The following is a 20,161-nucleotide window of genomic DNA, read 5'->3' on the forward strand; positions in this document are numbered from 1 at the left end:
GGGAGGATAGGAAGCCGCTGATTCAGCAAAAAGCACTTCATTCGAAGTGCTTTTTTTGTATGTCAAAAATCCCGAAGCAAAGCTTCGGAGTGGGTAAGGGAATCTGTAATTAGAAACATGCGACGGCTCTTAGGAAAAATTACTCGGAATTACAGAATCGTTAAGGAAAACATTTTTATACATTGGTTACGCTGAGGATTGTAAAATAATTTCAGTGGCAATATCCCTTGTGCGACATGCGAATATGGCCGTTAAGGCCGCAAACATCAAACTACCGGAGGGGATTATCCCTGATGGAATGGGACGCTGTTGATTAAAAAAAGAAGCGCTGGCAAATGCCAACGCTTCTTTTTTATGCAGCTTTTCCTCTGCTTTAAACAACACTTTATAGGTAATGATTTTATAATAATAAAGATTCTCAAAAAGCACTATGCAAAATCATGACATGTATAGTATAATATAACCAAATTAAATAGCACTATAAGAATTTACTTAATTTTTTATGTATATAGAGGAGGGCTTTGAATAATGAAGAACATTCGTATTGAAGCAGTTGTTGGTCGTGAAATTTTGGATTCTCGCGGTAACCCCACCGTACAGGCTGACGTTATTTTGTCTGACGGCACGGTAGGCCGCAGCGCAGCTCCCAGCGGCGCATCGACAGGCCAGTTTGAAGCTCTTGAACTTCGCGATGGCGATAAGAGCCGTTACGGCGGCAAAGGCGTAACCAAAGCCGTTGAAAACATCAACACGGTATTACAGGACGTATTGAAAGGCCAGGATCCTTTTGATACTTACGGCATTGATAAATTGATGATCGATGCTGACGGTACGTCGGATAAATCCCGCTTAGGCGCCAATGCTATTTTGGCCGTATCCCTGGCTACTGCCAGAGCTGCTGCCGCTTCCTTGGATATCCCCTTGTATCGCTTCTTAGGCGGTGCCAACGGTAACTATCTGCCGGTACCGATGATGAATATCTTGAATGGTGGTGCCCACGCTGCCAACACGGTTGATGTTCAGGAATTCATGATCATGCCTGCCGGCGCTCCTTCCTTCCACGAAGGCCTTCGCTGGTGCGCAGAAGTATACCATGCACTGGCAGCTCTGTTGAAGAGCAAGGGCTTGGCTACCTCCGTCGGTGATGAAGGCGGTTTTGCTCCTGACCTCGGCAGCGATGAAGAAGCTATCCAGTACATCCTCAAAGCTATCGAAGAAGCCGGCTACAAACCGGGTACAGACTTTGTCTTGGCTTTCGACGCCGCAGCCAGCGAATGGAAAGGCGAAAAACAGGGCCAGTACCATCTGCCGAAGAGCGGCCAGACTTTCACGACGGATGAATTGATTGCTCATTGGAAAAAACTGTCCGATGCATATCCGATCTACTCCATCGAAGACGGTCTTGATGAAGAAGACTGGGAAGGCTGGGCAAAACTGACTCAGGCTTTAGGCCAGCGCGTACAGCTCGTCGGTGACGACTTATTCGTTACCAATACGGAACGTTTGGCCAAAGGTATTGCTCAGGGCAGCGGTAACGCGATCCTCATTAAATTGAACCAGATCGGCTCCGTTTCGGAAACCTTGGAAGCTATTAAATTGGCTCACCGTTCCGGCTACCGCGCTATCGTTTCCCACCGTTCCGGTGAAACGGAAGATACGTCCATTGCAGACCTCGCAGTGGCCTTGAATACGGCACAGATCAAAACCGGCGCTCCGAACCGCAGTGAACGCGTTGCTAAATACAACCGCTTGCTGCAGATTGAAGACGAACTCCGCGGCCAGGGCTTGTATCCCGGCTTCCAGGCTTTCGCTATTCAGCGCTGAGTATAGTGGTCTTGTCCCCACAGACAAACTTGTTGTAAAATCGGCATAAGAGATATCCCCAGTGTCGTCAGCCCATATTCTACTTTGGGCGGCACCTGGGGATATTCTTTTCTATAAATGAGGCCGTCGGCTTCCATTTCCTTGAGCTGCTGGGATAACATCTTATGGGTGACTTTCCCCAGGGATTTTTTTAGTTCTCCATAGCGGAGGACTTCTTTTTTCCACAGCCAAAAGAGGATGTGCATCTTCCATTTCCCGTTGAATAAGGAACAGGCGTAGGCAAAGGGCTCGACATTGACCGATGTAAGTTTTTCGTCCATAAATTCACACTCCTTTCTGTCAGTATGATACAAAAAGAGAGTGATGAAGTCAACACTTTCTTTCGGGGTAGTACCTTACATAAGAGTGCCTTATTGATTGTTTGACCTTTTATCCATATAATAATAGGAGTATCGTGTAAGTGATGCAGTGTATTATTCGGAATAGGAGGAATGAATGATGAAGGTATTAATGGTTAACGGAAGTCCCCATCTCAAAGGCTGTACGTACACGGCTTTGGAAGAAGTCGGCAAAACCCTGAAAGAAAATGGTGTCGACTATGAAATTTTCCAATTAGGGCCGCGTCCCATGCGGGACTGTATCGGCTGTAATAAGTGTCAGGGGCAGGGCTGTATCTTTAAAGATGATAATGACGACGCCGTCAATCGCTTTTTGGAAAAGGCCAAAGAAGCCGATGGTTTCGTCTTCGGTTCTCCCGTCTATTATGCCCATCCCAGCGGCCAGATCTTATCGTTCCTGAACCGAGTATTTTACTCGTCAGCTGTCGGTGAACTCTATCCGGTCTTTGCCGGCAAACCGGGTGCCGCCATCGTTTCGGCCCGCCGCGGCGGCACAACGGCAGCTATCGACGTTTTGAACAAATACTTTGGCATCGCCAGCATGCCAATCGTTCCTTCGACGTATTGGAACATGGTCCACGGCATGTCGCCCGATGAAGTGCGCAAGGACTTAGAAGGCCTTCAAACGATGCGCAACGTCGGCCGTAATCTGGCTTGGATGCTGAAAGGCTTTGCGAAGCAAGAGGCAGAAAGTGTTTTTGCCGACCATGTTGAAACAGAATATAGAACGGACTTTAATCACTAAGATTTTTCGATGAGCCGGATAGTGGCTCGTGAGTGACGGAGCTTACAGCTTTGCACAAAAAAAGGTTGCCGTGTCAAGGAATTGTCCTTGCACGGCAACCTTTTTGTGATGATACTGACTTAATTCAGACTATTTTTGTATCACTTTACTAGATTAAAGAAAGGAGATAAAAGAGTGATACAAAATATCTGATTCCCAGGGGGGAGCCAAAACTTAACTTAATGTACGTACTTATTGTTTGTTGAGAAGGCTGTGGCTGCGGCTGTAAGCGTAGTAAATGATCAAGCCGAGAACGAGCCAGCCAATGAAGAGCATGTGTGTCAACGGTGATAATTCATAGATAAGGTAGAAGCAGACGATAACGCCGATGGGGGCAATGATCGGAAGAATCGGGCAACGGAATTTCCGCGTGATTTCCGGATGGTTGCGGCGCATAGCGACGATACCGATGAAGTTAATCAAGAAAACTGCCAGCGTACCGGTGTTGGATAATTCAACGATATGCATCAAGGGGACGAAGCCGGAGATGATAGCGATGATGATGGAACCAACGATGGTAATCAAATACGGGGTATGGTACGTATCATGAATCTTGCAGAGATGCTGCGGCAGGAGGCCGTCGCGGGAAACTGCAAAGAAGATACGGGACTGGCCAAAGAGGTACACGATCAGGGTCGTAATGATACCGGCCAAGACGCCGACAGCGATGAGGTTGGCAAGATCAGGCCAGCCGAGGAGACGCAGTGCATAGGCAACCGGTTCCGGTGTATCGAGCTGGGTGTAGTTAACCGCTGCAGTCAGCGCCAGGGAAACGGCGATGTACAGGGCCATACAAATGGCGATAGAAGAAATGATCCCAATCGGAAGGTCACGGGACGGATTCTTACATTCTTCAGCCGAAGTAGCAACGGCGTCGAAGCCCATGTACGAGAAGAAAACAATCGATGCGCCGCTGAAGATGCCGCGGACGCCGAACGGTGCGAACGGGTTAAGGTTATCGGGATTGGCATGGGGAGCCGCCGTTACGACGAAGGCTATGATGGCTGCCAATGCGACGAGGATGAGTGCAAAGTTTAATTTTGCACTTTGCTTGGTGCCGCGGATGAGTACCGAGCAGAGTAAAAGGATGATAATAATGGATGGCAGATTGACGATCCCGCCTTCGGCCGGTGTCTTGAGCAGATAGTCAGGAATGACGAATCCGAGTGATGCACTCATGCCGGATAGGTAGCCTGAGAACCCGACGGCAACGGCACTGGCGGTAACGGTATATGCCAGAATTAATGACCAGCCGCATAAGAAGGCCATCCCTTCACCCAAGGAAGCAAAGGTATAGGAATAAACACTGCCTGAAGCAGGGATGAAGGATGAAAATTCACTATACGTCAAGCCTACGAGAATACAGAGGAAACCAGCGATGACAAAGGATAAAGCAACGCCAGGCCCCGCATAGCGGGCTGCGGCAATACCTGTCAAGACAAAGACCCCGGCCCCGATGATACCGCCAACACCTAGGAAGGTGAGGTCCATGACGCTAAGATTCTTACTTAGCTTAGAGCTGCTTGCATCTTCTTGCAATTGGGATACGGACTTCGTTCGAAAAAATGACATACACTCACATCCTTTTTTAATAAAAATAACAAAAACATTTAATAAGATAAAGTTTTAGCTGCCTTCATTTTACTATGATTTATAGGTATCGTCAACATAATTTTTATATATAGCATAGTGTATACAGTATCCACCTTGTCAGAAAAGCCAGAACGACTTATAATATTGATGATGAGAATTTATTTCTTTTGTGTAAAACATAGAGGGGGATGCGAATATCATGGGGTTTTTTAGCCATTTATTTCATCAAGATCAGGTAGAGGGAACGAAAAAGTATGTCGCTATTTCAGGTATGGTCTGCCAAAACTGCGTAAAACACGTAACCGAAGCCCTTAAAGACGTTGATGGAATTGAAAAAGTAAAAGTGGATTTGATGCGCGGTCAAGCTGAACTTATCGTCCGCGATGATGTCAGTGATGATACAATTTTGAAAACAATTGTTAACGCCGGCTATACCGCAACGGAAGTTTCTTTGGTGCCAAAATCGAATTAATCGGCAAATCCGTCATACATGAGATTAAAAGTATATAACGGATTGTAATTGAATATTGATGCCTTTATAGATAAAGAAAACTTCTTCTATAAAGTTTGTCAATTTGTCTTTTTTTGTTGTAAATGCAACCGCTCTTTTGCCGGGCGACGGGTATACTATAAGCACAGTAAGGATTACCTTACCCGTCCAAGTATTTCGAATCGCAATGATTCGGACAAAGGAGTGATTTGTTATGAAATACAAAGTAAATGACACCTGTATTGCTTGTGGCCTCTGCGCCGGAACTTGTCCCGAAGTTTTTCGCATGAACGATGAAACGGGTATGGCCGAAGCCTATGCTGAAGCAACAGAAGCTACCAATGAATCGGCTCAGGACGCTATGAATTCCTGCCCGGCCGGTGCCATTGAAGAAGCCTGATTCCGTTTTTTTGATCCATCTCAATTACTTGTTTGTCGTTTAAAGCAAACGCCTTGTCGGAGTGATTCCCGGCAGGGCGTTTTTTGTCGTAAGGATTAGCGGTCGCCATTTCGACTTTTTCTTCTCTACAAAATAAGATATGGTATAATGTATATATACTATATATAGGGATATAGGGCGCCGCCTTTTTGTTATTTCTAGCCATCGGCGCTTTACAGGAGGTGTTCATCATGACGGAGCGACAGGCGTTTACGGCACAATTACAATTGTTACAGCAGGCAGAGCAGCAAGACTTGTCGAATCTTTTCGTCCTCCACGGTATCGTCCATCTATACCAGGGCGTATTTGATTTGGGACTGACCGTCTTTCGTGATGCCCTAAAGCGTGATGGCTTCGGCATGTCTGCCATGGGTTCACCGAAGGAGATCATCGCTGAGGCGTATGAGCAGTATCTCTTTGTGGATGAGTCGATATGGCTGGCCATGCTGCGCGAACGATACGGCAGTGACGACTCCCTCGATGTCCGGGTTCGACGTATTTTAGATGCTTACGTACCGGCTTTGACACTGCTGCAAGAGGAGTTGTAATCTTTTTACCGGTTTCATGGGAAAACTTCAGATGTCGGTATTGACGAATCGATGAAAAGATGATATCATTACAAAAGTTAGGCGTCCACCAACGCCTGGCTTTTTTAAGTTACAGAAAAATTTCCTTGACTTAGGCGTAGCTGTTGTGATACATTATAAAGGCAGTCTTACGTACAACTAGGCTTGTGACTATTTTTAAGAGAGGTGTAAGGAATGCGTACAGCTATCACTTTGGCATGCACAGAATGCAAACAGCGCAACTACCGGACGAACAAAAATAAGAAGAATAATCCGGATCGTTTGGAACTGAAAAAATACTGCCCGTTCTGCAAAAAAGAAACATTACACAAAGAAACGAAATAATTGATTGAATAAGATTGTGCTAATCTTATTTGGATGTGAGAGGTTATATGGCACTTTCAGCTAAAAAAGCAGCACAAAAGAATAAGAAGAAGAACCCGGGCAAGTCATTTTTATCTGGCGTAAAGGTAGAAATGAAGAAGGTCATCTGGCCGACAAAAAGGGAATTGATTAACTACACGGTTATGGTCATTGTTGCTACCATCGTCGTCATGATAATCATTGGTGTGGCTGACGGCGCGTTCTCGCAGCTGTTTAAGTTATTCCAGCTTGCTGTCGGATAGGAGGGCTGTGCTTAAATGGAAGCAGATATGAAATGGTATGTCATCCATACGTATTCCGGTTATGAAAATAAAGTACTGCAAACGCTGGAACAGAAGGTCAAGTCCATGGGTTTGGAAAACGTCATTAACCGAATCCTCATTCCTATGGAAGACGAAATTGACGTAAAGGACGGGAAAAAACGGACCGTTAAACGGAAAGTATTCCCGGGCTATGTCCTGATTGAAATGGAAGTCAATGACCGTTCCTGGTATGTCGTCCGCAATACTCCCGGTGTTACCGGTTTTGTCGGGTCGGCTACGAAACCTATTCCCTTGGAACCTAAGGAAGTTGAAAGAATCCTGGGTAAACAGGAAGTAGAAAGCGAACCGAAAACGCACATTTCTGTCGAAGTTGGCGAAGAAGTGCGCATTACTGAAGGGCCTTTTGAAAATTGTATCGCCGTCGTCACGGAGGTCAATGAAGAAAAAGGTACCGTTAAAGGCCTCGTAAATATGTTTGGCCGTGAAACTCCAGTAGAAGTCGACTATTCTCAAATCGAGAAGGGTCTGGAATAAATACTTCTAATGCGGCTTTCTGCCGCGAGTGGGAGAATCGTTACGATTCGTTTGACCACATCTTGTAATGTAAGGAGGTGTAACTCACCATGGCAAAAAAAGTAGCAAGAATGGTAAAACTCCAGTGTGAAGCTGGTAAAGCAACTCCGGCGCCTCCGATTGGCCCTGCATTAGGCCAGGCTGGTGTCAACATCATGGCATTCGTAAAGGAATTTAATGAACGTACAGCTAAACAGGCTGGTTTCATTATCCCTGTCGAAATTACCGTCTATGAAGACCGTTCCTTCACTTTCATTACGAAAACCCCGCCTGCTGCCGTCTTATTGAAGAAAGCAGCTGGTCTGGACAAAGCTTCGGGTGAACCGAACAAGAAAAAAGTAGCTAAATTGAGCCGCGACAAAGTCCGCGAAATCGCAACGACTAAAATGCCGGACCTCAACGCTAACGACGTTGAAGCTGCTATGAAAATGATTGAAGGTTCCGCTCGCAGCATGGGTATCGACATCGTCGACTAATCGACTGTCTGCCCGTGGAAGGGGTAACCCGCTAAACCACATAAGGAGGAAGAAACATGGCAAAAGTAGGCAAGAAATATGCCGAAGCTGCAAAACTGTTCGATAAACAGAAACAGTATGATGTTGCAGAAGCAATTGACATCTTGAAAAAGATGGATACAGCCAAATTCGACGAAACCGTTGAATTGTCTGTTAACCTTAACGTAGATCCGAAATACGCCGATCAGCAGGTCCGCGGCGCCTTGGTACTGCCTCATGGCACTGGTAAATCCAAGACTGTCCTCGTATTTGCACAGGGCGATAAAGAAAAAGAAGCTTTAGCTGCTGGCGCTGACTTCGTCGGTGCTGATGATCTTGTTGAAAAGATCCAGGGTGGCTGGCTCGAATTCGACGTAGCAATCGCTACTCCGAATATGATGGGTAAAGTCGGTCGTCTCGGTAAAATCCTCGGTCCTAAAGGCCTCATGCCTAACCCGAAGGTTGGTACTGTTACGATGGACGTTGCAAAAGCTGTTAGCGAAAGCAAAGCTGGTAAGGTTGAATACCGCACGGATAAAGCCGGCAATATTCACTCCGCAATCGGCAAAAAGTCTTTCGATGCAGATAAATTGATTGATAACTTGACGGCTTTGGTTGATACGCTTATCAAAGTAAAACCGTCGGGTGCAAAAGGCCAGTACATTAAGTCCGTCACGGTTAGCTCCACGATGGGCCCTGGCATCCACATCAATCAGTTCAGCATTAAAGGTGCTGCCAAGAAAGAAGAAAATTAATATCTCTCTTAGCTGTAGACTGAAGGTATGTATAATGGACACTATGTCCGCCATCTGAGGCTATGAAACTAGCAGATATCTGACTTTGACTAGTTCGGCCTCGTGGTTTGTCCATGAGGCCGTTTTTGATTGCTAAGACGATATAAATCCTAATTCAAGGAGGTGTATCAAACTCATGTCCACATTTGCAAATCATCCGGTTTCCCCGGCAAAAGCCGCGGTTGTCGAAGAAATGAAGGAAAAAATGCAGTCCGCTCAGGGCGCTGTTTTCGTTGGTTTCACCGGCCTTACCGTTGCTGATGTCACGAAACTTCGCCGTAAGTTCCGCGAAGGCGGTGTCGATTACAAAGTTATCAAAAATACTTTGACTCGCATTGCTGCAGACGAACTCGGCTACCATGCATTGGATGCAGTTCTTGAAGGCCCGACGGCTATCGCTTATTCTACGGAAGACGCTGTAGCTCCGGCTAAAATCCTGAAAGAATTCATCAAAGAAACAAAGACGGAAGCCTTGTCTGTAAAAGCAGGCATCGTCGACGGCCAGGTTATTGATGCCGCAGCTGTTGATGCTTTGGCAAGCTTGCCGAGCCGCGAAGAACTCCTCGCGAAATTGGTTGGCAGCATGCAGGCTCCAATCTCTGGCTTCGTCAACGTACTCCAGGGCAATATTCGCAACATGGTTTATGTGCTTGACGCTGTACGCGCTAAGAAAGCAGAACAAGAAACTGCTTAATTTAGCTTACTATAACTAATAAAAACAAACTTGAAAACTGATACTATGGAGGTATTTCAAAATGACTAAAGAAGAAATCATGCAGGCCATTGAAAACATGACCGTTCTCGAACTTTCCGAACTCGTAAAAGAAATGGAAGAAAAATTCGGCGTTTCCGCTGCTGCTCCGGTTGCCGTTGCTGCTGCTCCGGCTGCTGGCGGTGCTGCTGCTGAAGAAAAATCCGAATTCGACGTCATCCTCGCTTCTGCTGGCGACAAAAAAATCGGCGTTATCAAAGTTGTCCGTGAAGTTACGGGCCTCGGCTTGAAAGACGCTAAAGCTCTCGTTGACGGCGCTCCTGCACCGGTCAAAGAAGGCGTTGCTAAAGCTGACGCTGAAGCTCTCAAAGCTCAGCTCGAAGAAGCCGGCGCTACTGTCGAACTCAAATAATTTCACTTTTGAAATTACGATCCCTGCAACCTGTGGTTGCAGGGATTTTTTCATGTGCAAAAGGCTTGTTTGATACTCCTTTGATACTAAATTTTCGAAAAAGTGAAATCGATTGCTTTTCGTTTTAGGTAACATGGTTTTGCTGTTAGACATACGATAAATACATTGCTGGCGATTTGTGATGGGTATTAGACATAAAGACTCATGAATGATAGACTGGGGTTAAGCGGTGACATAGCCGTGAAGAGTGATACGAAAATTTAATCCTATTCTTGGGTCAAACAAGGATTCGATTCTATTGGATATAATCAAGGAGGAAGATATGATGAATAAAGCATTAGTTGCATATTTCAGCGCCAGCGGTGTAACGGCAAAGGTTGCCGAAAAATTATCGCAGGCGATTGGCGCCGATCTTTTTGAAATCAAACCGGAAGTCCCTTACAAACCGGAAGATTTGAATTGGCAGAATGCCAAGAGCCGCAGCACACTTGAAATGAAGGATCCCGGCAGTCGTCCGGCCATTGCCGAAAAGGTCGTAAATATGAGCCAGTATGATGTCGTCTTTGTCGGTTTCCCTGTCTGGTGGTATCAGGAACCGTCGATTATAAACACATTTATGGAAAGCTATGATTTTAAGGGCAAAAAGGTCATTCCCTTTGCCACATCCGGCATGAGCCCCATTGGTGATTCTGGCAAGAATATGCAGGCCTTGGCACCGGGAGCCGCTGTCGCTGAAGGAAAACGCTTCCCGAGCAATGTATCGGCCGATGAATTGAAGGAATGGGCTGTAAAAAACAGTCAGTAAGATTGTATCGACAGTTAACTTTATTTCCTAATGAAGGGAGACGACAATGATGAAAACCTTGATTATTTCCGGCCATCCGGACCTCTCGACGTCGGTAGCGAATCAGACGATCCTGGAAGAGCTTGAAAAAGCCCTTCCGGACGCAGAAATCCGTAAGCTGGATCAGCTCTATCCGGATGCCGTCATCGATGTAGAAGCTGAACAGAAGGCTTTGCTGGAGGCTGATCTCATCGTCTGGCAGTTCCCATTCTGGTGGTATTCCCTGCCTTGGCTCATGAAGAAGTGGCTCGACGAAGTATTCCTTCATGGTTTTTCCCATGGATCTACGGCAAAACTCGGCGGGAAAAAACTGCTCGTATCTTTTACGACGGGAGCGCCGGCCGAAGCGTATACCGGAGGCGAAGGATCCCTTGGTGATATCCAAAAGATGGTGGAAATATTCCCGGCGACAGCGATCCTCTGCGGTCTCGATTACCAAGGGGCACTCTATGTCCATGGTGTCGGCTATACAACTCGTGATGATGAAGCGAAGACTGAATCTCAGAGAGCGGACGCGAAAGCCTATGCAGCGAAATTGATTGCTCGGATTCAGGAAATTACCGGTTAATCTTTAATGATATATTTAGCAATGATGAAAAGCGTGTCTTTCTTTTGAGAGAGACATGCTTTTTTGGAAGAAAGAAGATTTTCTTGTTGGCGAATGAAGCTTATTCTTGACGAACAGATGGTTCTTCATGATAAAATACAGCCATATACAGATGTATTTTTCACGGTATTTCAGTGTAACAGAAGAAGGAGGGATTTTTGTGTTGCATAAGAAGGTGTTACGAATTTCGGCTATCGGTGTCTGCCTGATCAGCATGACTTTCGCCGTCTCTGCCGAAGAACTATATCTCCCGAAACATGGTCTGGCCTTACGGGGTATGGCGCAGCAGGAATACATTGATAAGGCTGCTGGTGATCTCTTTGCCGGCCGAAATCAGAAGCCCTTTGTCCTGCCTGATGGCTGGCAGCGTCAGGATAAAACGGTCAGCGGGGTCGTAATTGAGAAATATACCAATACAAAATCTGATTCGGATAAGGTTCTCTTGCAGCTCCACGGAGGAGGCTATGTTCTTGGCATGAGTGACGGCCATCGGCTTATGGCTTTGAAGCAGGCAGCCTTGATGGATGCCAAAGAGGCTTATTGCGTCAATTATAGACTCGCGCCGAACCATGTCTACCCAGCGGCTCTCGATGATGCCCTGGCGACCTACGAGTCGCTCCTCGACAGCGGAATCAAGGCGGAAAACATCGTATTAGTCGGTGATTCAGCCGGCGGTAACCTGGCCATTGCCCTGACACTCTATTTGCGAGATCATCAAAAAGCACTGCCTCGCCTGTTGGTGCTCCAGTCGCCGTGGACGGATTTCAACACGACCTTGGCGTCACGAATCTATAACAATCGAAAAGATCAGATTTTAGGCCAGGGAACGCCCCTCAATAAGGCCGTCAAAGAGCCGGCCTATGCTGGGAACCTTTCCCTTTCCGATCCGCGGCTGTCGCCGATTTATGCCGATTTAAAGGGGCTTCCGCCGATGCTGATCCAGACCGGCGGTCATGAAATCTTCCTGACGGAGAATCAGAAATTTATGGAAAAAGCCATTGATGACGGCGTCGAAGTGACGATGACCGTCTATCCCGACATGCCTCATGACTTTGCCCTTTGCTTACCGGATCTCGATGCATCGGTAGCGTCCTTACAAGAAATAGGGACGTTTGCCAAGCGGCATTTTTAGCACAATACATAAGATTGTGTGGGCGGAATGCAGGAGAGACTATCTGGATCCGTGACGGGCGACAATAACATATTCTTGCAGCTATCTCTGGCGATAGCTGCATTTTTTTTTCGATCGTCGGTTTATACCCTTCGGACAATCTTTTTCAAATGAGGCTAACAAAAATAAAATAATTATTAAATCTTCATACTTGAGCACTAGAATACTACCACACCACTTGTTTTTTTGAGGTAAAAAAACTATAATTAGGGTAAAGTGAATATTCGCTAATATCATTACAGTTATTAATAATCGTAATTGTTCTAACTCCTGTTTGGAGGTGTGTTTTGATCAGATAAATATAAGCGACTTGTATTGAAGGTTTATGGAAGGCTCGATATTTACTGTTTTGCCTAAATAAAGCGGATCTTTAGAGATTATGTTTTGGGATAACTTCATGGGCTCCGATACTGGTGAAAAATATGTGGCAAACGAATGTTATCGAGGGTACGTTTTTAGCGGGATTTAACAAATAAAAATGATACACTGGATTTCTTGAGATTCATGAATAATATCTTGGATGACAGTGGAAGTTTTGATTGATAAAGATCCTGAATACCAAGCTGTGATAACGGTGATGAGAATCAGCGGCGCCGGTTATCAAATTCAAAAAAGTGTAAAACATTTTGAAATATAGAAGTGCAGGCAGTAATTTTGTGTATGGGGGTACGAAAAAAGACTTTGTCAGATAGTAATGGGTTATGTATTGCGTTTTCATTGACGACTCCCAAGTAAGTGAAACCATTAAAATTAAAATTTTTTTAGTATGCTTTCATGAGTTAATTTATAAAATAAGGGGAAGATAAATTATGAACGATGACGTAATTAGAAACATATGTAAAGACATTTCTGTTCCTAAAATGATTAAGGTAAGACAACATTTCGTAGAGGATAATATTTCACCCCAAGATATACCGGACGTGGTTCAGGAATGCTTAAAACGTGATGCGATTTCTTCGCAGATTAAGCCCGGCATGGCTATTGCTATTACCTGTGGCAGTCGAGGTGTTGCCAATATCAATATTATCATTAAAGCAGTTGTCGATTATGTGAAAAAATTAGGAGCCAACCCCTTTATCTTTCCGGCAATGGGCAGTCACGGTGGTGCGACGGCAGAAGGTCAGCTTCAAATTGTAAATGGCTATGGGGTGACGGAAGAAGCGATGGGCTGCCCTATAAAAGCATCTATGGAAACGAAGCAAATTGCGACTACCGATGATGGGCGCCCTGTATTTATTGATAAATATGCGTCGGAAGCAGACGGAATCATTTTAGTTGGGCGCATTAAAGCGCATACGCAGTTTGTAGGTCCTTATGAAAGCGGCCTTATGAAAATGGCGGTTATTGGCATGGGGAAACAACATGGGGCGGAAAGTGTTCATGCCCAGGGCTTTAAAAATATGGCCAAGAATATACGGCGATATGGTAAGGCCATTTTGAAAAATGCTCCCGTCATTTGTGGTATTGGTACTATTGAAAACGCGTATGATCAGACGTATAAACTGGCAGCGCTTACACCAGAAGAAATTATTCAGCAAGAACCGGATTTATTGAAAGAAGCTAAAAAAATAATGGGCCATATTTTAATTGACGATGCAGATGTATTGATCGTTGATCAAATTGGCAAAAACATTAGTGGTGATGGGATGGATCCCAATGTTTCCGGAACACTTCCAAGAGAAACCGGTGTTCCGCGTGGCGAAGATGGATCGGACCCGAAGATCAGCAACTTCCACGCGAATCGAGTTATTGTATTGGATTTAACGGAAGAAACGCACGGCAATGGGAATGGATTAGGATTAGCCGATATCACTACAAAACGCTGTGTGGATAAGGTCATTGATGAAATGGCATATCCGAATGCTATCACGGCTACTTTGATAGAAATGGTTAAACAGCCACTTTGCGTGTCTAATGATAAATTAGCGATTCAGGTTGCCATTAAAACTTGTGTTGGGGCCGATAAGCAGGCACCTCGAATCATCCGGATAAAAAATACGATGGAAATTCAAGAAATTGAAGTATCCGAAGCTTTACTTCCAGAAGTACAGGCCAATGAAAATCTGGAAATCATTGGAGAATTAGCCCCCATGTCTTTGGATGATAAAGGTAATTTATTTTAATGAACAAGTGTGATTGCCGAGAATAAAAAACGGATATTTAGATGACCGACCGGATTGTGCAAAATTATTTTTTCAGGGGTAAGCGATTGCTGTAAGAGAAATGATTCTGTTTTAGCGGCTAAAAGACACCTGTAGTTGGACTACTCGTTTTACGAGCAGTCCAACTACAGGTGTCTTTTTTCAGATAGAAAATGGGGTAGGACGAATTGTTGCTGGAGTATGCATATGGCGATTATTGTTCGCAGTTTTGATGATGGTAAGACGAGATACTGTCATAGGGCTTGTTGCTTTGAGATAAAAATTATTCTGAAAGCCAAGGGGCGTATTCGATAATCTCATTGTATATGTTGTGTTTAGTAATTTTACAACATAATTTTAATGATATGTATTTTAGAAATTAGTGAATAAATATAAAGTTATTATATCAAGACAGGTGTGTTAACGGGCGTGAATCCCGTTCCTAAAAAAATAAATTAATTTTTTTGAATATTTTCATATCGACGATAAAATGACATGACTGAATATCGTTGTTAATGAAAAGTTATATGAATGGGGCATGCTGGTGCAATTCTATTGACTTTATCACGTAAAAGCCGGATAATACGTATATAAGTATTAATACGTAAATAAAAACGAAAAGGGGTAGTGCTATGGTAAATGGAATGATTATCGATGCAAAAGACAACGTTGGAGTTGTTATTGAACCGGTAAAAAAAGGCAGTAAGATTGTATATCTTGATAGTAATAAAAATGTCGTTGAAGTAAGTGCTGTGGATGATATTAAAATTTATCATAAATTTGCAGTTAAAAATATTGAGGAAAATCAACCGATTGTCAAATACGGTGAACACATTGGGCTTGCTGCGTATACGATTCAACAAGGGTCGCATGTACATGTCCATAATGTTAAAAGTGCTAGAGAAGATTTAGAACATCGGGAGGTATAAAAATGGAATTTTTAGGATATAAACGTCCGGACGGACGAGTAGGTGTTCGTAATAATGTATTAATTTTGCCGGCCAGTGTATGTGCATCGGATACTACGAGAATTATTTCACAAAAAGTAGAAGGCACCGTTACTTTTAATAATCAAAACGGGTGTTCTCAGGTACCGTCTGACCAGCAGCTTACGATGGATGTTATGGCAGGATTTGCGGCAAACCCCAATATCTATGGGACGGTTGTTGTATCACTGGGATGCGAAAACTGTCAGATGGATTTAGTGGTAAAAGCTATTCAGGAACGAACGAATAAACCGATTAAGCAGGTTATTATCCAAGAATCGGGCGGAACTATTAAAGCTATTGAAAAAGCCGTTAAGTTTGCAGAAGATATGGTCCGGGAAGCAAGCCTGGTGCAGCGAGAAAAAGTTGATATTTCACATCTTATCGTAGGTACAAACTGTGGCGGGTCTGACCCGACTTCCGGGTTAGCTTCGAATCCGGTAGTTGGCGATCTTAGTGATCGACTGGTAGATCTGGGCGCAACATCTATTTTGAGTGAAACGACTGAATTCATCGGTGCTGAACATATTTTAGCCAGACGTGCTAAAAATGAAGAAGTAAAACAGCGTATTTTTGATATAGTTCATCGATATGAAAAATCTTTGCAACTGGTTGGGGAAGAAGTTCGTGAAGGGAACCCGTCTCCGGGAAATAAAGAAGGTGGCCTTACGACCTTGGAAGAAAAGTCTTTAGGCTGCATTCATAAGGGCGGTCATCGCGTGATCAATGCTGTATACGATTATGCAAAGCAAATCGATGATCATGGGTTGGTTATTATGGACACCCCGGGCAATGACTTTTCCTCCGTTGCCGGAATGGTAGCGGGCGGCTGTCAAGTTGTTGTATTTACGACCGGCAGAGGCAATGTCATGGGAAATCCGATTGTTCCTGTTTTTAAACTCACAGGAAATAAAATTACCTATGCTAATATGGAAGATAATATGGATTTTAATGCAAGTCCGGTCATCTATGGTGAAAAAACGATTGAAGAATTAGGCGAAGAATTACTTCACAAAACGATTGAGGTTGCTAACGGCAAGAAAACTAAATCGGAAGAATTAGGTTATATGGAAATCGCGATTGCTCGTGTTTGTAACTACGTTTAAGGGGTAACAGAAGGGAGACGATATTCGTGAAAAAAGCGGAATACTTAACGCCTGTCATTACGGCTTTTGATAAAAATGGAAATATTGATGAAAATGCTAATAAGGCAGTATATGACTATTTAATTGACCGTGGGGTTGATGGAATTGTTGTCATGGGAAGTACAGGAGAATTTTTTGCCATGACGATGGAACAAAAAAAATTGCTGATTGATGTGGCTGTTTCGCATATCAATAAACGCGTTAAGTGTTACATTGGCACCGGATGCATGAGTGCGAAAGAAACGATTGAGCTCTCAAACTATGCTTTGAACCGTGGTGCAGATGCGGTTATGATCATTGGCCCATATTATTTCTCGATGGGCGAACGGCAAATTGAAGCTTATTATGACCAGATTGCTCCTCAGATAAACGGACCTATCTTTATTTATAACTATCCGGGTGCTTCGGGCTATGATATGACTCCGGCGGTTACGCTTTCCTTGCTGAAAAAATATAAAAATATCACCGGCTATAAGGAGACTGTCGATAATTTTAGCCATACAAGAAGCATTATTGAAGCGGTAAAAGAAGAGTTCCCCGATTTTATTGTGTATTCCGGTTTTGATGAAAACTTAGTTCATACAATGCTGAGCGGCGGTAATGGCTGTATCGGCGGGTTGTCTAACATTGCGCCGGAAGTGTGTGCAGCATGGGTAAAAGCAATCAATGATAAGGATTTGGAAATGATTGAAGTTTTCCAGAAAAAGATCAATGCATTAATGGCTTTTTATGCCGTTGAACAACCCTTTCTCCCCGCTATGAAACATGCCATGATACTGCGTGGTTTGCCGCTCGATGCTCATTGTATTGAATTTGCGGCAGTCACACCGAATCAGGTGGAAAAAGTTAAAGATATTTTAAGTATGATTGAATAAGTTATTTTATAAAACCTATAGGGTCAGATGGATTTATAAGGAGAAAGGAATGATGGATTTATGAATGAAGATGTAGTTAAAAAGATTTGCCAAGATGTTTCTGTCCCGAAAATGATTAAAGTCAGACAGCATTTCGTAGAGGATAATATTTCGCCTCAAGATATCCCCGCAGTTGTTCAGGATTGCTTAAAACGTGATGCGATTTCCTCGCAGATTAAGCCCGGCATGTCTATTGCCATTACCTGTGGCAGTCGGGGCGTTGCCAATATCAATATTATTATTAAAGCGGTCGTCGATTATGTGAAATCATTAGGGGCCAATCCCTTTGTCTTTCCGGCAATGGGGAGCCATGGCGGAGCAACGGCAGAAGGTCAGCTTCAAATCGTAAACGGCTATGGGGTAACGGAAGAAGCGATGGGATGTCCTATCAAAGCTTCTATGGAAACGAAACAAATTGCGACTACCGACGATGGGCGTCCTGTATTTATTGACAAATATGCTTCGGAAGCAGACGGCATCATTTTAGTCGGGCGCATTAAAGCTCATACGCAGTTTGTAGGCCCCTATGAAAGCGGTCTTATGAAAATGGCTGTTATCGGTATGGGGAAACAGCACGGTGCAGAAGGTGTTCATGCACAGGGCTTTAAGAACATGGCCGCGAATATTCAGCGATATGGTAAGGCCATCTTGAAAAATGCACCCGTTATTTGCGGTGTGGGTACTATTGAAAATGCGTATGATCAGACCTATAAGCTTGCAGCGCTTACACCGGAAGAAATTATTCAGCAAGAACCGGAATTGTTGAAAGAAGCTAAAAAAGTAATGGGCCATATTTTAATTGACAATGCAGATGTTTTGATCGTCGATCAAATTGGCAAAAACATTAGCGGTGATGGGATGGACCCGAATGTTTCCGGGACACTCCCGAAAGAAACAGGTGTCCCTCGCGGAGCAGACGGATCGGACCCGAAGATGGGGAATTTCCATGCTGATCGAGTTATTGTTTTGGATTTAACGGAAGAAACGCACGGCAACGGCAATGGCTTGGGGTTAGCCGACATCACTACGAAGCGCTGCGTGGATAAGGTTATTGATGAAATGGCATATCCGAATGCGATCACATCGACTCTGGTGGAAATGGTAAAACAACCACTTTGTGTAGCTAATGATAAATTAGCCATCCAGGTTGCTGTTAAAACTTGTGTCGGGGCGGATAAGCAGGCTCCCCGGATCATTCGGATAAAAAATACAATGGAAATTCAAGAAATTGAAGTATCGGAAGCACTGCTCCCGGAAGTCAAAGCAAATGAAAATCTGGAAATCATTGGAGAATTGGCTCCTATGCCTTTTGATGATAACGACAATTTATTTTAATCGATGGAAGGTGATCGTATGACTGAAGTTCTGAATAAAATACCACAAAAACGCTGGGTGCGTATTATTCCGCCGACAATTTTAGTGTATATCTTTGGATTTATGGATCGGACGAATATCGGCTTTGCTATGGCCGGGGGGATGAATGAAGCTTTACAAATGACAGCTACTCTTTCCGGTTTGGCTGCAGGGATTTTCTTTATTGGTTATATGATTTTACAGGTCCCCGGGGGCGCCTTAGCACAAGCCGGACATGCTAAGAAGTTTATCGCAGTTTCGATATTAGCTTGGAGCTTAATGTGCGTACTCCTGGGGTTTGTCGATACGGCGGCTCATTTGCTGATTCTACGTTTCTTAATTGGCGTTGCTGAAGGCGGGGTTTGGCCGGCCATTCTGGTTGTCATTAGCCATTGGTTCCCGGCAGACGAACGTGGCAGAGCAAATTCTTACTTCATTATGAATATTGCCATCGCCTCTATTATTACCGGGCCGATTTCCGGTTATTTGGTTACAGAGTATGGTTGGCGTTACGTATTCATTGTAGAAGGTCTTGTTTCCTTCCTCTTGATCTTCGTATGGTGGCCCATGATCAGCGAACATCCTGCAGATGCTAAATGGATCTCTAAAGAAGAACGGGAATACTTAGAAGAAAAATTGTCCAAAGAACAAGCTGAATTAAATCAGGAAACAGGCAGTAAGGCTTCTTTGAAAACCATATTGGGCAGTCTTAATATGTGGAAGTTAATTCTTATTTATTTCTGCTATCAAACTGGTATTTATGGTTTTGCTATGTGGCTGCCTACGATTCTCCGTAATTTGACCTCTTCCGGAATGACCGGTATTGGGTTCCTTTCAACACTTCCTTATTTTGCATGTATTGCAGGTCTGTATATTTTTGGCCATTTGTCTGATAAGAGCGGGAACCGTAAAAAATATGTAGCCTTACCGTTGTTAGGGTTTGCTGCTTGCTTCTTAGCGTCTGCATTTTTACAAGAGTATACTTGGGTGTCCTTTGCCTTCCTTGTAGGCTGCGGCTTGTTTTTACAGTGTGCATCAGGTATCTTTTGGACGATTCCGACTATGCTGTTCCCTGCTAAGGTTGCCGGCGGAAGCCTGGGGATTATCAATGCCTTAGGCAATTTAGGCGGGTTTGTCGGTCCCTTTATCGTTGGCTGGCTTACAACACAATTTATGACTGTTTTCGCAGGGGTTTACTTTTTAGCGATCATGTTGTTATGCGGGTGCGTGATTACACTTACATTGCCTAAGAAAACTGAAGGGAAAGAATAGTT

25 protein-coding genes are annotated in these 20,161 nt (G+C 44.1%); 21 read left to right on the plus strand and 4 right to left on the minus strand.

Annotation, left to right across the window (positions count from 1 at the left end; genetic code table 11):
- Positions 1-186: 186 nt before the first annotated feature.
- Entirely contained in the window at positions 187-384 is a 198-nt protein-coding gene (locus tag HMPREF3201_RS11970) for a hypothetical protein (RefSeq protein ID WP_156423309.1), read from the minus strand.
- A gap of 144 nt (positions 385-528) precedes the next feature.
- On the opposite strand from HMPREF3201_RS11970, the gene eno reads away from it, so the two are divergent.
- On the plus strand, positions 529-1,824 hold the full coding sequence (eno, locus tag HMPREF3201_RS01160) for a phosphopyruvate hydratase (protein WP_062411346.1): 1,296 nt from the start codon (positions 529-531) through the stop codon (positions 1,822-1,824).
- On the opposite strand, the gene HMPREF3201_RS01165 is transcribed toward eno, so the two are convergent.
- Complete coding sequence (locus tag HMPREF3201_RS01165) at positions 1,815-2,144, minus strand: winged helix-turn-helix transcriptional regulator (protein ID WP_062411347.1); 330 nt, start codon at positions 2,142-2,144, stop codon at positions 1,815-1,817. The two genes, eno and HMPREF3201_RS01165, sit on opposite strands and share 10 nt — an antisense overlap.
- Before the next feature lie 175 nt (positions 2,145-2,319).
- Between HMPREF3201_RS01165 and HMPREF3201_RS01170 the strand changes: the two genes are divergently transcribed.
- Positions 2,320-2,967, plus strand: coding sequence for a flavodoxin family protein (locus HMPREF3201_RS01170; RefSeq protein ID WP_227163210.1), 648 nt, complete (start codon positions 2,320-2,322; stop codon positions 2,965-2,967).
- A 231-nt stretch (positions 2,968-3,198) separates the two neighbouring features.
- Here the strand turns inward: HMPREF3201_RS01170 and HMPREF3201_RS01175 are convergent, their stop codons facing one another.
- Positions 3,199-4,578, minus strand: coding sequence for an amino acid permease (locus HMPREF3201_RS01175; RefSeq protein WP_062411348.1), 1,380 nt, complete (start codon positions 4,576-4,578; stop codon positions 3,199-3,201).
- A 220-nt stretch (positions 4,579-4,798) separates the two neighbouring features.
- On the opposite strand from HMPREF3201_RS01175, the gene HMPREF3201_RS01180 reads away from it, so the two are divergent.
- The 12 genes from HMPREF3201_RS01180 (at position 4,799) to HMPREF3201_RS01235 (ending at position 11,138) form a co-directional block, all read left to right on the plus strand.
- Positions 4,799-5,071, plus strand: coding sequence for a heavy-metal-associated domain-containing protein (locus tag HMPREF3201_RS01180; protein ID WP_062411349.1), 273 nt, complete (start codon positions 4,799-4,801; stop codon positions 5,069-5,071).
- A 232-nt stretch (positions 5,072-5,303) separates the two neighbouring features.
- Positions 5,304-5,489, plus strand: a complete 186-nt coding sequence (locus HMPREF3201_RS01185) for a ferredoxin (RefSeq protein ID WP_044505044.1) — start codon at positions 5,304-5,306, stop codon at positions 5,487-5,489.
- A gap of 230 nt (positions 5,490-5,719) precedes the next feature.
- Positions 5,720-6,076 (plus strand): HI0074 family nucleotidyltransferase substrate-binding subunit, encoded by a 357-nt coding sequence (locus HMPREF3201_RS01190; RefSeq protein ID WP_062411350.1) that lies wholly within the window; start codon positions 5,720-5,722, stop codon positions 6,074-6,076.
- 213 nt (positions 6,077-6,289) lie between these two features.
- Positions 6,290-6,439, plus strand: coding sequence for a 50S ribosomal protein L33 (rpmG, locus tag HMPREF3201_RS01195; RefSeq protein WP_014015374.1), 150 nt, complete (start codon positions 6,290-6,292; stop codon positions 6,437-6,439).
- A gap of 47 nt (positions 6,440-6,486) precedes the next feature.
- Positions 6,487-6,720, plus strand: a complete 234-nt coding sequence (gene secE, locus HMPREF3201_RS01200; protein ID WP_062411351.1) for a preprotein translocase subunit SecE — start codon at positions 6,487-6,489, stop codon at positions 6,718-6,720.
- A 15-nt stretch (positions 6,721-6,735) separates the two neighbouring features.
- Positions 6,736-7,275 carry a transcription termination/antitermination protein NusG gene (gene nusG / locus HMPREF3201_RS01205; protein ID WP_062411352.1) on the plus strand — a complete coding sequence of 180 codons (540 nt, stop codon included), beginning with the start codon at positions 6,736-6,738 and terminating at the stop codon, positions 7,273-7,275.
- An 89-nt stretch (positions 7,276-7,364) separates the two neighbouring features.
- A complete protein-coding gene (gene rplK, locus HMPREF3201_RS01210; protein WP_044505050.1) occupies positions 7,365-7,790 on the plus strand; it encodes a 50S ribosomal protein L11 in 426 nt (141 codons plus the stop codon).
- A 56-nt stretch (positions 7,791-7,846) separates the two neighbouring features.
- Complete coding sequence (rplA, locus tag HMPREF3201_RS01215) at positions 7,847-8,563, plus strand: 50S ribosomal protein L1 (RefSeq protein ID WP_062411353.1); 717 nt, start codon at positions 7,847-7,849, stop codon at positions 8,561-8,563.
- 175 nt (positions 8,564-8,738) lie between these two features.
- Complete coding sequence (rplJ, locus tag HMPREF3201_RS01220; protein ID WP_062411354.1) at positions 8,739-9,296, plus strand: 50S ribosomal protein L10; 558 nt, start codon at positions 8,739-8,741, stop codon at positions 9,294-9,296.
- A 61-nt stretch (positions 9,297-9,357) separates the two neighbouring features.
- Complete coding sequence (rplL, locus tag HMPREF3201_RS01225; protein WP_062411355.1) at positions 9,358-9,726, plus strand: 50S ribosomal protein L7/L12; 369 nt, start codon at positions 9,358-9,360, stop codon at positions 9,724-9,726.
- Between the two features lie 325 nt (positions 9,727-10,051).
- On the plus strand, positions 10,052-10,531 hold the full coding sequence (locus HMPREF3201_RS01230) for a flavodoxin (RefSeq protein ID WP_062411356.1): 480 nt from the start codon (positions 10,052-10,054) through the stop codon (positions 10,529-10,531).
- A 49-nt stretch (positions 10,532-10,580) separates the two neighbouring features.
- Complete coding sequence (locus HMPREF3201_RS01235) at positions 10,581-11,138, plus strand: NAD(P)H-dependent oxidoreductase (protein ID WP_082709366.1); 558 nt, start codon at positions 10,581-10,583, stop codon at positions 11,136-11,138.
- Positions 11,139-11,153: 15 nt separating this feature from the next.
- Here HMPREF3201_RS01235 and HMPREF3201_RS12090 read toward each other — a convergent pair whose 3' ends face one another.
- A complete protein-coding gene (locus tag HMPREF3201_RS12090; protein ID WP_227163209.1) occupies positions 11,154-11,393 on the minus strand; it encodes a DUF4922 domain-containing protein in 240 nt (79 codons plus the stop codon).
- Between HMPREF3201_RS12090 and HMPREF3201_RS01240 the strand changes: the two genes are divergently transcribed.
- The 7 genes from HMPREF3201_RS01240 to HMPREF3201_RS01270 all read left to right on the plus strand — a co-directional run bounded on the left by HMPREF3201_RS01240 (position 11,338) and on the right by HMPREF3201_RS01270 (position 20,159).
- Positions 11,338-12,309: an alpha/beta hydrolase gene (locus tag HMPREF3201_RS01240; RefSeq protein WP_062411358.1), complete on the plus strand. Its 972-nt coding sequence runs from the start codon at positions 11,338-11,340 to the stop codon at positions 12,307-12,309. The two genes, HMPREF3201_RS12090 and HMPREF3201_RS01240, sit on opposite strands and share 56 nt — an antisense overlap.
- Before the next feature lie 848 nt (positions 12,310-13,157).
- Positions 13,158-14,471: a nickel pincer cofactor-dependent isomerase, group 22 gene (locus tag HMPREF3201_RS01245; protein ID WP_062411359.1), complete on the plus strand. Its 1,314-nt coding sequence runs from the start codon at positions 13,158-13,160 to the stop codon at positions 14,469-14,471.
- A gap of 650 nt (positions 14,472-15,121) precedes the next feature.
- Positions 15,122-15,418 (plus strand): UxaA family hydrolase, encoded by a 297-nt coding sequence (locus tag HMPREF3201_RS01250; protein WP_062411360.1) that lies wholly within the window; start codon positions 15,122-15,124, stop codon positions 15,416-15,418.
- A 2-nt stretch (positions 15,419-15,420) separates the two neighbouring features.
- The gene (locus tag HMPREF3201_RS01255; protein ID WP_062411361.1) at positions 15,421-16,581 is read left to right on the plus strand and encodes a UxaA family hydrolase; all 1,161 of its coding nucleotides are present in this window, start codon (positions 15,421-15,423) and stop codon (positions 16,579-16,581) included.
- 26 nt (positions 16,582-16,607) lie between these two features.
- On the plus strand, positions 16,608-17,495 hold the full coding sequence (locus HMPREF3201_RS01260; protein WP_062411362.1) for a dihydrodipicolinate synthase family protein: 888 nt from the start codon (positions 16,608-16,610) through the stop codon (positions 17,493-17,495).
- Positions 17,496-17,555: 60 nt separating this feature from the next.
- Positions 17,556-18,869, plus strand: coding sequence for a nickel pincer cofactor-dependent isomerase, group 22 (locus HMPREF3201_RS01265; protein ID WP_062411363.1), 1,314 nt, complete (start codon positions 17,556-17,558; stop codon positions 18,867-18,869).
- A gap of 18 nt (positions 18,870-18,887) precedes the next feature.
- Positions 18,888-20,159: an MFS transporter gene (locus HMPREF3201_RS01270; RefSeq protein WP_062411364.1), complete on the plus strand. Its 1,272-nt coding sequence runs from the start codon at positions 18,888-18,890 to the stop codon at positions 20,157-20,159.
- The last annotated feature ends 2 nt before the right edge of the window (positions 20,160-20,161 follow it).

The organism is Megasphaera sp. MJR8396C (assembly GCF_001546855.1).
GTDB lineage: Bacteria > Bacillota > Negativicutes > Veillonellales > Megasphaeraceae > Megasphaera.